The organism is Mycobacterium sp. IS-1264, assembly GCF_001954195.1.
Taxonomy (GTDB): Bacteria; Actinomycetota; Actinomycetes; order Mycobacteriales; family Mycobacteriaceae; genus Mycobacterium.
This window is the reverse complement of record NZ_MBES01000021.1, coordinates 26,618-39,417: the sequence shown is the minus strand read 5'-3', so window position 1 is coordinate 39,417 and position 12,800 is coordinate 26,618. Positions and strand designations below refer to the sequence as shown.

Sequence of the window (12,800 nt, the reverse complement as noted above, 5' to 3'; positions counted from 1 at the left end):
TTTACCTCCTATGAGAACTAAGGGTCTGGCTCGCAAGGTGTTTGGCCGCGACAAAGCCAAACGTCATCGCCGGGCCGATGGTTGCCCCGGCTCCGGCGTAGCTGCGGCCCATCACCGGTGCGGCGGTATTGCCCACCGCGTACAGTCCTCGCACAACGGTGTCATCGGGCCGTAGCACTCGGGCGTATTCGTCGGTGCGCAGGCCGCCCGACGTCCCGAGGTCGCCGAGCACGATTCGAAACGCGTAGTACGGAGGATCGCCCAGCGGATACAGATTCGGGTTGGGCAACGTCGGATCGCCGTAGTAGTTGTCGTAGACGCTGTCCCCGCGGTTGAAATCATCGTCGTGTCCCCGGTGAGCGAGTTCGTTGAAACGCGTTGCGGTTTCGGTAAGCTGGCGCGCCGGCACGCCGATCTTGGTCGCCATGTCTTCCCAACTCGTGGCGGCTTTGACGACACCGGATTCCAGCCAGGCCGACGGAACCTTACGTCCCGTGGGCACCGGAGCCCCGGGGATTTTAGGAATCGGCAGATGGCCGCCGATCACATAGCGATTCCACGACCGGTGGTCGGTGATGAGCCAGCACGGGATGTGCGTGACGCCAGATTTCTGGCCGTCGATCATGGCGTGGCCGAAATCCATGTAGGGCGCCGCCTCGTTGATGAAGCGTTTGCCGTCGCCGTTGACGATGAACTGCGCGGGCATCATCCGCTCGTTGAGCATGAATTGCATTCGGCCATCCGGCCATTGGATTGCCGGGAACCACCACGCCTCGTCGAGCAGGTCGGTTGCGGCCCCCACCTTCTGGCCCGCCCGGATACCGTCCCCCATGGCGGCGGGATTGCCGAAGCTCCAATCCCGGGATCCCACACTCTCCAAGACGGGCAGTTGCTCCTTGCGCCATGCGAGATCGTGATCGAAACCCCCGGAAGCCAGGATGACGCCGCGGCGCGCGCCGATTCGCTGGTTGCCGCCGTCGCGCTCCAGCACCGCCCCGGTCACCGATCCGTCGCCGTCGGTGAGCAACTCGACCATCGGCGAGTCCAGCCACAGCGGGATGCCGCGCTCACGCATCGCCAGGAAAAGCCGCGTGGCCAGTGACTGCCCGATCGCCGCCATCCGCTCGTTGAACGCTCTGGCTCTGACCATGCGCCAAATCAGCTTCAGCAGCACGCCCTTGCCGGCCCATGACTGCCTGATCCGGTAGAAGGTTCGAAGCTCCTTGGGACCCAACCAGATTCCCTTGGGAGCCAGCGCCAGCGGCTGGAGGAGCTTTCCCTCGTCGGGGCCCAATGTGCGCAGGTCGATGGGCGGCACGTTGATCGTGCTACCGAGTTCGGAGCCGCCGGGCAACTCCGGATAATAGTCGGCGTAGCCGGGCTTCCAGACGAACTCCAACCATCCCGACAGCCGCTCCAGGAATTCGAGCATCTGCGGCGCCGACTCCACGTACTGGCGTATGCGCGCCTCGCTGACCGAGCCGTCGGTGATCTTGCGTAGGTATTCGACGACACCTTCGGGGTCCGGGACATAGCCCTCCCTGCGTTGTGCGGGTGCCCCGGGCACCCAGATGCCGCCACCGGAGAGGGCGGTGGAACCGCCGAAATGAGAGGACTTTTCCACCACCAACGTGTCTAGCCCGGAAGCGTCCGCGGTGAGGGCGGCCGCCATGCCGCCACCACCGGATCCGACGATGAGCACGTCGACCACTTGATCGAAATCCTCGGCCGTCATGCCGGTGTCGCCGTTCTGATGGCGAATCCGGCGATCAGTTCCGGTGCCGGCTTGTAGTAGCGCATCGCGGTCCGGTACGGCCCCACCGACTCCAGTGCGGCGAAAGCCGCTACCCAGGTTCTGATTTCGTGCGCCGAACTGCCGCCTTCGTGGACCACCGACGAGTTCGACCACTGATCGAGATCGTCCAGCCGTCCCGTGTCGACGATTTCGAGGAAGCGATGATCCCACGCAGGGTTGAGCGGTTGCAGGTCATTTTCGCCGGCGGCAAAGCTCTTGGCCGCGTCCGCCGTCGCCGCTTGCCGAGCCTGCCGCTGCTCGGGCGTCATCGGCCGACCGTCCACGATGCGTTCACGCACCGCGGGAGTCGCGGTCGCCAGCATCGGCACCGGAGGGCTGTGCGAGAGTCCACCAGATCCGATCACCAGCACCCGCTTGTCCAGGGTAGCGAGGTAGCCGCCCACGGCGGTACCCAGTGCGCGACAGCGCTGCAACGGCCCCAACGGAACCGCGATTGCGTTGACGAAAACCGGTATCACCGGGCGCGCAGTGGCGTCCCCGAAGAGTTTCTCCAGCGGCTGAACGGTGCCGTGGTCCACGTCCATATTGGCCGACACCGCGAGGTCGACACCGGCACCGAGTACGGCCTCCGCGCATTCGGTGGCCAGCTCCTCGGGAACATCGAGCGGCCCGGCGTGGGTGCCGTAGTCGCCAATCCCGTTAGCGCTCATGCCGATACAGAACTGCGGCATCACTTTGTAGAAGAACCCGTTGTAGTGATCCGGCGAGAAGATGACCACCAGTTCCGGGTGGTAATCTTCGACGAATGCGCGCGCCTCAGCGATCGCGCCTTCGATGTCGTCAAGCAGGTCCCGCGACGGCCCGGGAAGACTCAGGAGCGGGCTGTGGGACATACAGCACAGAGCCAGAGGCACTTTGGTGATCACCCCCTTCCGGGGTGAGCGTGAGGGCATCGAGGAGCGCGGCGCTCAGCTCCGGCGCGCGCTGTGCGATGCAGGCACCCGCGATACACCGATCGGGGCGCAGGAACACAACCGATTCAGGGTGCGTGTCGAACCAGGATTTGACACCGCCGCCCCGGTCGCCGACGACCACGACATCGGGATCGTCGTGCCCGGTCCAGTGCAGCTGCGTGGCGGGGCGCAGCGCGATAAACCGCGCGCCCAGGGCTTTCCACGCCTCGAAGGCCTCATCCCCGAGAATCTCGCGCGGGTTGTTGTTCCAGCACAGCACCGCGAACCAGTCGCCGAGGACATCGTCCAACAAGATGTCTTGCTCAACGCGGGTGTCGACCCGGGGCTGGATGAACAGCGTGCCGACCGGCGAGTCCGCGCGAGCTGGCCCGTTGGGACCCGCCGAATGCACCACAGCGCCCTGCTCGTAGCGCGGCATCGGCTTGAACCGCATCTCCAGCACATATCGCTTGAGCGACGGCACGATTGACGCGGATCGCACCAGGAGGTCCCGCGCCGTCGCCACCCGGCGGTTTGTCGGTGAAATGACGCGGCCAACCATGGTGGACAGGTCGATCATCGCGCGTGCGTGCTTGCGGCGCTCTATGTCGTAGGTGTCCAGCAGCTTGTCGGTGGCCTGACCGTTCACCACCGCGGCGAGCTTCCAGCCCAGATTGGCCGCGTCGCGAATGCCGCTGTTGTAGCCCTGGCCCTGCCACACCGGCATCAGGTGGGCGGCGTCGCCGGCCAGCAACAACCGGCCACTGCGGAACGCACCGGCGATCCGCGAATGGTGGGTGTACACGCGACGCCGGATCACATCGACCCGGTCGGGGTGGGGCACCATCCGCGCCAGCATCCGGGTCAGAAACGCCGGATCCTCCGCCTGCTCATCGGTCTCATCGGCGTGAATCATGAACTCGAAGCGGCGAATTCCGTGCGCGATCGAGATCGAGGCATAGGGGCGTTCGGGGTCGGCGCCGACCTCGCTGTTGGGGTGGCCCAGCGGGTCGTTGGCGACATCGACCACCAGCCACCGCGTCGACGACGTCGTCCCGTCGAAGGAAACGTCCATCATCCGTCGCGTCTGGCTGCGGCCGCCGTCGCACCCGACGACGTAACGCGCGCGCACACTGGCCGCGTCGCTGTCACCGCCGAGCTCGACGGTCACCCCCTCGCCGTCTTGCACGCACGACGTCATCGGGCGTCCCCACCACACCTCGACGTGTTCGAATCTGTCCAGCCCGGCGAGCAATTCGGCGTCGACGAGCGGTTGCACGAAGCCGTTGCGCTTGGGCCAACCGAAACGCGCGTCGGGCGGGGCCATTTCGGCCAGCACACGACGCTTGGCATCGACGAAACGCAGAATCTGGTTGGGCACGGTGTGCGGCAGGACGCGCTCGACCAGGCCGATCGATTGGAAAGTGCGCAGGGCCTCGTCGTCCAGCCCCACCCCGCGCGGGTAATCGATGAGCGTGTCTCGTTCCTCGACCACCAGTGTGCTGACGCCTTGCAGGCCAAGGATATTGGCCAGCGTCAGGCCGACGGGGCCGGCGCCGACGACCACAACGTCGACCGCGGCGGCTTGTTCCTGGTGCCCGTCGGTATCCATCAGCGGCCTAGCAGGAAATCGAGATGGAGGCGATTGAAGGTCTTGGCGTCCTCGTACTGGGGCCAGTGGCCACACCCCGACATCACCTCGAACCGTGCGTTCGGGATCATCGACGCGATGCGGCGCCCTTCGGTGACGTCGGCGGTGGGGTCGTCACTGGTCCACAGCACCAGCGTAGGGGCGGTGATCGACCCGTACTCGGCCGGGCCCAGGATGTTGCGAGCCCGAATCTCGGGTTCTTGCAACGCCATAATGTCGCGCATGGCTGCGACGAATCCGGGTTGGCGATAGACCCGCTGGCGGCTGGCCACCAGGTCGTCGTAGTCCTTGGACTTGTCGGCCATCAACCATTTGATGCGGGCCTGGACCGTCTCCCATGTTGGGTCCTCCGCGGCGGCCATGGACAACGTGATGATCCGTTGCATCACAACCGGATCGGCCTGGGAGCCACCGGCGGTGTTGAGGACCAGCCGGTCAACCGCGTCAGGATGGTCGACGGCGGCGCGGGCGGCCACCCAGCCGCCCAGCGATTCGCCGCTGAGGCAGGCGCGGTCGACGCCGATGGTGCGCAGCACGGCCATCAGGTGCTCGACGTAGTGGTTGACTTCCAGCGGGTGGCCCGGCTTGTCCGTGTACCCGTGCCCCAGCATGTCGATTGACCAGGTCCAGAAATGCTCGGCGTGCGCTGCGAGATTGCGGACGTAAGCCTCGGCGTGGCCGCCGGATCCGTGCAGCAGGACCAGCACCGGCTTGCCCGGGTCGCCGGCGCGCAGATAGCGGGTGCGGACTCCGCCGGCGTCGAGGTAGCCCTGCGAAAAGGCGACGCCCTGCAGATCGCTCCATATGCTCTCGAACTCCGCCACGGTTCCTCTCTGGCTGCAGCTGGGGGAAATCTCGTTCTCGATTTGACCTATCTTGTGTGCTAATATCGCACAATAGTGTGCGTTATATATAGAGCTTCGCTCTCGCATGGAGGTCTGTCAAGGCTGTGACGGGTTCGGGGACCGGTTCGCAGACCCTGGCCAGGGGCCTGACCGCGCTGCAGATGGTGGCGGCCTCGCCGGCCGGGCTCACCGTGCAGCAGCTTGCCGACCAAGTCGGGGTGCACCGGACCATCGCCTATCGCTTGCTGTCGACGTTGGCTCAGTTCCGGTTGGTCGCCAAGGGCGAGGATGGGCGCTACCGACCCGCGGCCGGACTTGCCGTGCTGGGCGCGTCGTTCGATCGCAACGTGCGCCAGCTGAGCCTGCCCACGCTGCGCGCGCTGGCCGACGAACTCGGCACCACGGTGTCGTTGCTCGTCGCCGAGGGCGACCAGCAGGTGGCCGTCGCAGTGATCGTGCCGAGCCACGTCGCCTACCAACTCGCCTTCCACGAAGGCAGCCGGTATCCGTTGGAGCGCGGTGCCGCGGGGATCGCCTTGCTCGCGAGCATGCCCCCGCGCCCCGGTGAACGCGATCTGGTCGCGCGCGCTCGCGAACGCGGATGGGTGACGACGTATGCGGAGATCGAACCGAACACGTACGGCTTGGCCGTGCCAGTCCGTCGCCAAGCCCCTTCTCCCCCAACGTGTATCAACCTTATCTCCCATCGCGAAGATGTCGTGATGCGTGGGAAGGACGCGGTGATCCGTGCCGCAAAGCAGTTGTCCGAGCTACTGAGCTGAAGGGATATCAGTCCATGCCTTGGGACTCCGAAGTCGACGTCGTCGTGCTTGGCAGCGGCGGTGCCGGGCTTACCGCCGCGCTGTCGGCCGCCGCGGCCGGGGCGTCCGTCGCGGTCTTCGAGAAGGCCCCGACGGTCGGCGGGACTACCGCGGTGTCGGGCGGCGTCGTGTGGATCCCGGCCCATAACCGTTCTCCCGATGGCGAATTGACGGTCGCGGATGCGTTGCGGTACCTGCGGGCGCAGTCCCATGGTTCGATGGACGACGCGCTGGTCGAGACGTTCGTGCGAACCGGCCCGGCGATGCTCGACTTCGTCGAAGCGCACAGCGGTCTGCGCTTCGAGATCGCCACCGGGTTCCCCGATTACCAACCGGAGTTGCCGGGAGGACAACCGACGGGAGGCCGGTCGCTCAGCGCGGCCCCCTTCGACCTCGCCCAATTGGGCGAGTGGGCCACGAAGATCACGTCGTTTCCCGCCGATTGGTCCAACGTCGGTTTCGATGCCGAGACCCGAGCCCGGCTGCACGCAGCCATAGACGAACGCACGAGCCATCTCTGCGTCGCCGGGACCGCGCTGATCGCGGGCCTTCTGCGAGGCTTGCTCGACGTCGGGGTAACCCCGCGGGTGAATGCGCGGGCCGAACAACTACTCGCCGAGGATGAAGAGGTCGCCGGCGTACGGGTGGCCGTGCCCGAAGGAAGCCTTAGCGTGCGCGCTCGACGCGGCGTCATTCTGGGCACTGGCGGATTCGAATGGGATCCCGTTCTGGTGCAGGCCTTTTTGCGTGGACCGATGCACGGCGCGGTCTCACCGCCGAACAACACCGGCGACGGGCTGCGCATGGCGATGGCGCACGGCGCCGACCTGGGCAACATGGGCGAGGCGTGGTGGGTGCCGATCGTCCGGATCCCGGGTGACACCATCGACGGCAAGCCGCGCAGCCGCAGCGTGCGTCTGGAACGAACCCGGCCTAGAAGCATCATGGTCAATGCGGCCGGTCGCCGGTTCGTCAACGAGGCATGTGATTACAACTCGATGGCCGGCGCGTTCCACTACCTCGATCCGCGCGGCGGTTACGTGAATGATCGCGGTTGGATCGTGTTCGACTCCGTGCACCTGCATCGCTACGGATTTCTGGGTGTCGCTCCCGGACAACCGGTTCCGGACTGGTTCTGCGAGTCGGCGGATCTTGTCGAGTTGTCCGCGAAGACCGGCATCGATGCCGACGGTCTCACGTGGACGGTCCGGGAGTGGAACCGTCAGGTCGCCACGGGCGCGGATCCCGACTTCGGGCGGGGGTCGAGCGCATACGACGGCTACTGGGGCGACGACAGCGCCACCACTCTGGCCGGAAAGACGCTCGGCCCGATCGACACCGCTCCCTACTACGCGGTGCCGGTGTGCATCGGTTCGATGGGAACCAAGGGCGGACCGCGTACCGATCCTGACGGCCGTGTGCTCCATGTCAGTGGCGAGCCGATAACCGGGCTGTTTGCCGCCGGCAACGCAATGGCCGGTGTCACCGGCCGGGCCTACGGCGGTGCCGGCGGAACCATTGGTCCGGCAATGGTTTTCGGCTATCGCGCCGGCCATGCGGCTGCCACCGGGAAGTCCGTCGACCATTAGCCTTGCGCCTTGCGCCTTGCCCCTTGCGCCTTGCGGCTTGCGGCTTGCGGCTTGCGGCTTGCGCCGAACGTGTTCTGAGGGCGAAAAAACCGCACAAATCTCGCCCTGAGTACACGTTCGGCGCTGCGGGCCGCCAAGGTACTCGCCTTTACGGTGCAACGAGATACGTGCCGTGCCCTTCGATCACCAGACCATCGCCGAACCGTAAAACTTCGCAAACCCGCGTATTCTCTTGGTTTCGGTACAGGATGGCAATGGTGTCGATTCCCTGGTACACGTCCTCGACCACGAACCGGAGGTTGGGAATTCGCTGCAATGCGGCGATCCAGTAGTCGCGCAGCGCGGTCTTACCGTGCACGATCCCCGCTGTGGCCGGCAAGAACTTGGCCGCCACCGGCGACGTGAACACGACGTCGTCGTGAAAGTGCTCGAGAACCGACTCGACGTCATGGGCATTCCATGCCCGTTCCCACTGCTCGCCAAAAGCGACGGCGTCAAGGTTCACGTCGGAGACGGTAGTCGCGAGCACGGCCGATGGTCCAAGCATTTTCACGGGGACCTACCTCGCGTACGAGGGACCTTCCGGCATCATCTGCTTGCGCACGAGTTTGCGCCAGCGCCGGTGCCGGTAGCGGTAAATCCCCTTCGCAAGCGCGGCGACGAACGCGGTCGCAACTCCCGCATCGATGTCGACGGTGTCGCTGTACCGACTCGAATGTTCATCGATCGGTTCGACATGCAGCGTGTGGTTCCACGCCTTGAGGAGTCCGCCGTTCTCGTGGGTACGCACCGTTCTGCTCGCCTGGTCCACCTCAACGATTTCGATGGTGTGCCGGTACGCCGGTATCACATGGAATGCGAACAACCATCCGGTTCCGCGCTCGCCGGCGCGCAGTACCTCCGAGCGTCCCGCCAGCGCCGGAAAGCCGAGGAGGCCCTTACAGACGTAGAGGAAGGTGACCGGGGACAGCATCGCCGACCACACCCTGTCGGCGTCGGTCGGCAGGATTGTTTCGACGTGGACGGTTCGCACCGGTACTCCTTCGGCCGTAGTTAGGGTACCCTAATTCTGCTGGTGAAAGCTCCGGTTGACTACTCGCATTTCCCAGGAGATCCGCGATCGCGCCAACGGACCGATTTAGGGAGCGTAAGCAGCCCAAACAGGAGCGGGCCGCCCAGACCAGGCAACGGATACTGGATGCTGCGGCTCGCGTTTTCGCCGACCATGGCTACACCGCCGGCACCACCAATCGAATCGCCGACTGCGCCGGGATCTCGATCGGCTCGCTGTACCAATACTTTCCGAACAAAGACGCCGTGCTGCGAGCATTGATGGACTCGCACGTCGATGCCGGCGCCAGATTGCTCGGTGAGCGGTTGGCCGGTGGTATGCCGCAACGGCTCGACGATGCGCTGCGGCTATTTGTGCGCGCGACCATCGACAACCACCGCGACAATCCGCGCCTGCATCGCGTGCTGTTCGAAGAGGCCCCGCGTGCGCCGGAGTTCCTTGCCCGGCTGCACGACTTGGAGCAGCTGATGGTGGAAGCGACTACCCGACTACTCGAGCAGCAGCCGAACGTGCGCGCCAGCAGACTCAACGCCCAAATCGTTGTGGCGACGATCGAATCGCTCGTTCACCGGCTCGTCGCCTCGCCGAGCCCCGTCGACTTCCAGCAGCTCGAAGATGAAATCGTCGTTCTGCTCACCGGATATCTGCAGCGGCACAACGATTCCCGTGCGGATTAGGCCGCGGGCAGGACGATGCACGTGGTGGTGGCGTGGGCGACGAGCTTGCCGTCTTGGTCGACCACCCGGCCCTCAGCCGTCGCGGTGCGGCGGCCCGAATGGACGACGGTGCCTGTGGCGGTGAGGGTTTGGCCATCGGTGCTGGCGGCACGGATGTAGTTGACCTTGATTTCCAGGGTGGTATAGCTGACGCCGGCGGGCAGGGTGGTGTGGACCGCGCAGCCCATTACCGAGTCGAGGAGGGTAGCGGCGATCCCGCCGTGGACGGTGCCAAGGGGGTTGGCGAAGTCGGGACGGGTATCGAGCGACATCACGACACGTCCGTGATCGAGCTCGTCAAACCGCAGGCCGAGCAGGCGGCCGATCCACGGTATGTCGGTGGGTCGTTCGCTTTGCACCCAGCGCATCAGTTCCAGGCCGGTCATGGCGCCGATATCGGTGGTCACGAGTGTTCTCCTCGGTGTTGATGCCAGCGTCAGCCCAACGGGGTGGTGCTGTCGCGCAGGACGCCCAGGGCCGGGGCGTACATGCGGGCCTTGATGACGCCCAAAGTGTCACCGGCCTTGTTCGCCTGCGCGCCGGCGAGTTCAATGGCCTTGGCGCGCACCGCATCCTCTGCCACCGCATGGTCGACGATGCCGGCCGCTTCGGCGTCCGTGCCGCCGTAGCGGTGTCCGCTGACCATCGCCTCGTGCGCGGTTTGCGGCGTCAACCGGGCCTGAATGAGCGCGGCCATGCCGGGTGTGAACGGGATGTTGATGTCCACCTCGGGCAAACACCAGAAGCCGCGGTCGGCGCGCATGACGCGAAAGTCGTGCGCCAGGGTGAACATCGCGCCCGCGGCGAAGGCGTGTCCCTGCACCGCGGCCACGGTGATCACGGGTAGCGACAGCACTCGCGCGAAGAGTTGCTGAACGGAAACAACGTAGGCCTTGTGTTGGTCGGCGTGGGCGGCAAGCCAGTCCAGGTCCAGGCCGTTGGAATAGAACTTGCCGGTGGCAGCGGTAACGAGGGCCCGCGGGCCGTCGGCCTTCTCCACCTCTTCCAGCCCCGCGTCGACGGAGGAGATCCAGTCGGGGTGGAACCGGTTCTCATCATCGCCGAGGTCGAGGACGAAGACGTCGTCGTGGCGGTCGAGCGTCGGCATCGAAACCCTACCTTTCGTACAGCAAAAGCGTTGGCCTCACGCAGCTTTCGCGGACGCTATTCGAGGCGCTGGATTGCGCCTCTTGTCGAGATGTATCGCCAGCGGGCATGTTACTATCTGCAGAATAGCGAGCTATCTATAGGATAGGAAGCGGATGAGACATGGACCACAGCCGCGAACCCAGGGCGTGGCTGCCCTATTGCCCGTACTACGCGGCGGCCGGCGACATGCTGACCCGCCGCTGGGCGCCGATCGTGCTGCGCGCCCTGGTCACCGGCCCCAAGAGGTTCGGCGAGCTAGCCACGGCTATCCCCGATATGACCGACAAGCTGCTGTCCCAGCGACTGAAGGACCTTGAGGACGAGGGCTTGGTCGAACGGTTTCTCGCCGACGGCCGTCCCGCGCGCGTCGAATACCGGTTGACGGAGAAGGGCGTCGAGCTCGGTGACATCCTGCTTGACATCAATCGGTGGGCGCTGAAATGGATCGACCTATCCGCTAGCGCCAAAGTGAAGCCAAAGTGAAAGGCACAGAATGAAACTCGATGACGCCACGCGCAAATTTCTCGGCGACGGCGCAGACGCCACCCTGGTTACGATCAACCCCGACGGCAGCCCCCATGTCTCGGTCGTGTGGGTCGCGCTCCAATCCACGCCCGACGGCGACGAGCTAGTCAGCGCGCATCTAAGCGAGTACCGCAAGACCCGCAACATCCGCCGCGACCCCCGCGTGGCTCTGACGATCCTTTCCAAGGAGCCCCATCCCGGGCAGCCCACACCGTATCTGTCCGTCACCGGGTCCGCCCGCATCGTCGAGGGCGGCGCACCCGAATTGTTGGCCGAGCTGGCCGAGGTCATGCTGGGATCCAGCGAGCATTTTCCGCCGCCGAATTCCCCCTCGGGGCTGCTTACCAGGATCCGCATCGAAAGGGTCGGCGGCGCCGGCGCTTAGGGCCGACTCGATTACTGCTTCAGCGGCAGTTCGACGCATACGTGAGTGCCCACCGGAACATCGAGAAAGACGAATGTTCCGCCCGCCGCTTCGACCCGGGCCCGGTGCGAGGCTAGCCCGATGTGTCCCTCGCCCAAGCGGCGCGCTATCGCCTCGTCGGTGAAGCCCACGCCGTCATCGACCACGTCCAAAACGCAGCTGCCTTCGTTGATCCCGAGGCGGACTGAAGCATTGCGGGCCTGAGAATGTTGCACCAAATTAGACAGCAACTCCCGCGCCACCCCGAAGACGATGGGGTCGACCGCGTTGCGAAGCGGGTAATCGACGTCCGTCGACACCTCGATGCCGGAACGCTGAGCGGTGTGCGCGGCTAGCTGCTGCACCGCCGCACCCAATCCGACCTGCTCGAGGACCGCTGGATGCAGCTCAAACGTCGCCTGCCGCAATCGGTCCGAGGCGGCCTGCAGCCCAGCCATCGCGCGCGCAACACGGTCATCGCCCGGCAGTACCGCCTCCAATTCGACCAGCTCTTGGCGCACCGCCAAGATGTCCTGCAGCGGGCCGTCGTGAATGGATTCGGAGATTCGCCGCTGCTCGACGTCGGCGGCGGTCATCGTCTGGGCAAGCAGTTCCTCGCGTAGTGTGCTGAGCCCGGCCACCGACCGGGTATGCCGTTCTTCGACGCGTACGGCGACAAACGCTGTGACACAAAGGAACCCGTAGAGCAGGAACCGGAACGTGGCCTCGGTGATGCCGATCGAGCCGACCATTTCCGGGTCCTCGAGCACCGCGATCGCGAACCCCACCATCGAGAAGATCAACACCACCGCCGCTCGCCGGGAGGAGACGTCGAGCCCGATGAGGATCGGCAACGCCGTCATGATGAGCAGCGGGTGCAGTCCGTTGGTGGACAGCACCTGGAAGACGGTCAGCACGATCACGTCGATGACGGTGAACGCAAACGGCTCCACGCGGCCGACGCCGGCCAACCGGCCGCGTGCGAGCCATCGTCGGCTGCCGGAGAAGGCCAGCGTCAGCGCGCACAGCGCCATCAAGCCGTACCCGATGATCAGCGCGGTTTGCGGGGGCCATTCGGACCGGCGCGTGTCGCTGAGCATCGCAGCGATCATCAAGCCCACCACGCCGATCCGAAGGACCGACGCGAGCCGATAGGAGCGCAACTGGTGAAGCTTGCGCACCCGGTTCAGTTCTGCGTCGCTGGCCACCGCCACCCGATCACCGTACTCACCAGCTCCGGAGCGCCCGTGGCAAATCGCGCGAAAACGCATCAGAGCATGCGAAATCGCGAACGAATGCTTTCTGTAAACGGTTACACTC

14 protein-coding genes are annotated in these 12,800 nt (G+C 65.4%); 5 read left to right on the top strand and 9 right to left on the bottom strand.

Annotation, left to right across the window (positions count from 1 at the left end):
- Position 1: 1 nt before the first annotated feature.
- Genes A5744_RS05035 through A5744_RS05020 form a run of 4 tightly spaced genes read right to left on the bottom strand, consistent with a single transcriptional unit; the run spans position 2 to position 5,184 of the window.
- Positions 2–1,735, bottom strand: coding sequence for an FAD-binding protein (locus A5744_RS05035; protein WP_076058945.1), 1,734 nt, complete (start codon positions 1,733–1,735; stop codon positions 2–4).
- On the bottom strand, positions 1,732–2,649 hold the full coding sequence (locus A5744_RS05030; protein ID WP_240562969.1) for a 3-carboxyethylcatechol 2,3-dioxygenase: 918 nt from the start codon (positions 2,647–2,649) through the stop codon (positions 1,732–1,734). Before A5744_RS05030 ends, A5744_RS05035 begins: the two co-directional genes overlap by 4 nt.
- On the bottom strand, positions 2,597–4,321 hold the full coding sequence (locus A5744_RS05025) for a bifunctional 3-(3-hydroxy-phenyl)propionate/3-hydroxycinnamic acid hydroxylase (RefSeq protein ID WP_076058943.1): 1,725 nt from the start codon (positions 4,319–4,321) through the stop codon (positions 2,597–2,599). The genes A5744_RS05030 and A5744_RS05025 overlap by 53 nt, the downstream gene beginning before the upstream one ends.
- The gene (locus tag A5744_RS05020) at positions 4,321–5,184 is read right to left on the bottom strand and encodes an alpha/beta hydrolase (RefSeq protein ID WP_076058942.1); all 864 of its coding nucleotides are present in this window, start codon (positions 5,182–5,184) and stop codon (positions 4,321–4,323) included. Before A5744_RS05020 ends, A5744_RS05025 begins: the two co-directional genes overlap by 1 nt.
- A 125-nt stretch (positions 5,185–5,309) precedes the next feature.
- Between A5744_RS05020 and A5744_RS05015 the strand changes: the two genes are divergently transcribed.
- Together A5744_RS05015 and A5744_RS05010 are read left to right on the top strand one after the other, a co-directional pair.
- On the top strand, positions 5,310–5,987 hold the full coding sequence (locus tag A5744_RS05015; protein ID WP_076058940.1) for a helix-turn-helix domain-containing protein: 678 nt from the start codon (positions 5,310–5,312) through the stop codon (positions 5,985–5,987).
- A 14-nt stretch (positions 5,988–6,001) separates the two neighbouring features.
- Positions 6,002–7,615, top strand: coding sequence for an FAD-dependent oxidoreductase (locus A5744_RS05010; RefSeq protein WP_076058939.1), 1,614 nt, complete (start codon positions 6,002–6,004; stop codon positions 7,613–7,615).
- Between the two features lie 148 nt (positions 7,616–7,763).
- On the opposite strand, the gene A5744_RS05005 is transcribed toward A5744_RS05010, so the two are convergent.
- Complete coding sequence (locus A5744_RS05005) at positions 7,764–8,120, bottom strand: nuclear transport factor 2 family protein (RefSeq protein ID WP_076059136.1); 357 nt, start codon at positions 8,118–8,120, stop codon at positions 7,764–7,766.
- Between the two features lie 54 nt (positions 8,121–8,174).
- On the bottom strand, positions 8,175–8,648 hold the full coding sequence (locus tag A5744_RS05000; protein WP_076058937.1) for a hypothetical protein: 474 nt from the start codon (positions 8,646–8,648) through the stop codon (positions 8,175–8,177).
- Positions 8,649–8,734: 86 nt separating this feature from the next.
- Here A5744_RS05000 and A5744_RS04995 point away from each other — a divergent pair, with 86 nt between their 5' ends.
- Positions 8,735–9,364 (top strand): TetR/AcrR family transcriptional regulator, encoded by a 630-nt coding sequence (locus tag A5744_RS04995; protein WP_076058935.1) that lies wholly within the window; start codon positions 8,735–8,737, stop codon positions 9,362–9,364.
- Here A5744_RS04995 and A5744_RS04990 read toward each other — a convergent pair.
- Both A5744_RS04990 and A5744_RS04985 read right to left on the bottom strand, forming a co-directional pair.
- A complete protein-coding gene (locus A5744_RS04990) occupies positions 9,361–9,789 on the bottom strand; it encodes a PaaI family thioesterase (protein ID WP_076059134.1) in 429 nt (142 codons plus the stop codon). The two genes, A5744_RS04995 and A5744_RS04990, sit on opposite strands and share 4 nt — an antisense overlap.
- 50 nt (positions 9,790–9,839) lie before the next feature.
- Complete coding sequence (locus tag A5744_RS04985) at positions 9,840–10,511, bottom strand: enoyl-CoA hydratase-related protein (RefSeq protein ID WP_076058933.1); 672 nt, start codon at positions 10,509–10,511, stop codon at positions 9,840–9,842.
- A 161-nt stretch (positions 10,512–10,672) separates the two neighbouring features.
- Here A5744_RS04985 and A5744_RS04980 point away from each other — a divergent pair, with 161 nt between their 5' ends.
- Together A5744_RS04980 and A5744_RS04975 are read left to right on the top strand one after the other, a co-directional pair.
- Positions 10,673–11,035 (top strand): helix-turn-helix domain-containing protein, encoded by a 363-nt coding sequence (locus A5744_RS04980; protein ID WP_076058932.1) that lies wholly within the window; start codon positions 10,673–10,675, stop codon positions 11,033–11,035.
- 10 nt (positions 11,036–11,045) lie between these two features.
- The gene (locus A5744_RS04975; protein ID WP_076058930.1) at positions 11,046–11,462 is read left to right on the top strand and encodes a PPOX class F420-dependent oxidoreductase; all 417 of its coding nucleotides are present in this window, start codon (positions 11,046–11,048) and stop codon (positions 11,460–11,462) included.
- Positions 11,463–11,473: 11 nt separating this feature from the next.
- On the opposite strand, the gene A5744_RS04970 is transcribed toward A5744_RS04975, so the two are convergent.
- Positions 11,474–12,694, bottom strand: a complete 1,221-nt coding sequence (locus A5744_RS04970; RefSeq protein WP_076059132.1) for a sensor histidine kinase — start codon at positions 12,692–12,694, stop codon at positions 11,474–11,476.
- Between the last annotated feature and the right edge of the window lie 106 nt (positions 12,695–12,800).

What these genes read in the sequence shown, in the direction of transcription:
- A5744_RS05035 (WP_076058945.1), bottom strand. Translation starts at nt 1,735, where the DNA reads ATGACGGCCGAGGATTTCGATCAAGTGGTCGACGTGCTCATCGTCGGA.
- A5744_RS05030 (WP_240562969.1), bottom strand. Translation starts at nt 2,649, where the DNA reads ATGTCCCACAGCCCGCTCCTGAGTCTTCCCGGGCCGTCGCGGGACCTG.
- A5744_RS05025 (WP_076058943.1), bottom strand. Translation starts at nt 4,321, where the DNA reads ATGGATACCGACGGGCACCAGGAACAAGCCGCCGCGGTCGACGTTGTG.
- A5744_RS05010 (WP_076058939.1), top strand. Translation starts at nt 6,002, where the DNA reads ATGCCTTGGGACTCCGAAGTCGACGTCGTCGTGCTTGGCAGCGGCGGT.
- A5744_RS04990 (WP_076059134.1), bottom strand. Translation starts at nt 9,789, where the DNA reads ATGACCGGCCTGGAACTGATGCGCTGGGTGCAAAGCGAACGACCCACC.
- A5744_RS04985 (WP_076058933.1), bottom strand. Translation starts at nt 10,511, where the DNA reads ATGCCGACGCTCGACCGCCACGACGACGTCTTCGTCCTCGACCTCGGC.
- A5744_RS04980 (WP_076058932.1), top strand. Translation starts at nt 10,673, where the DNA reads ATGGACCACAGCCGCGAACCCAGGGCGTGGCTGCCCTATTGCCCGTAC.
- A5744_RS04975 (WP_076058930.1), top strand. Translation starts at nt 11,046, where the DNA reads ATGAAACTCGATGACGCCACGCGCAAATTTCTCGGCGACGGCGCAGAC.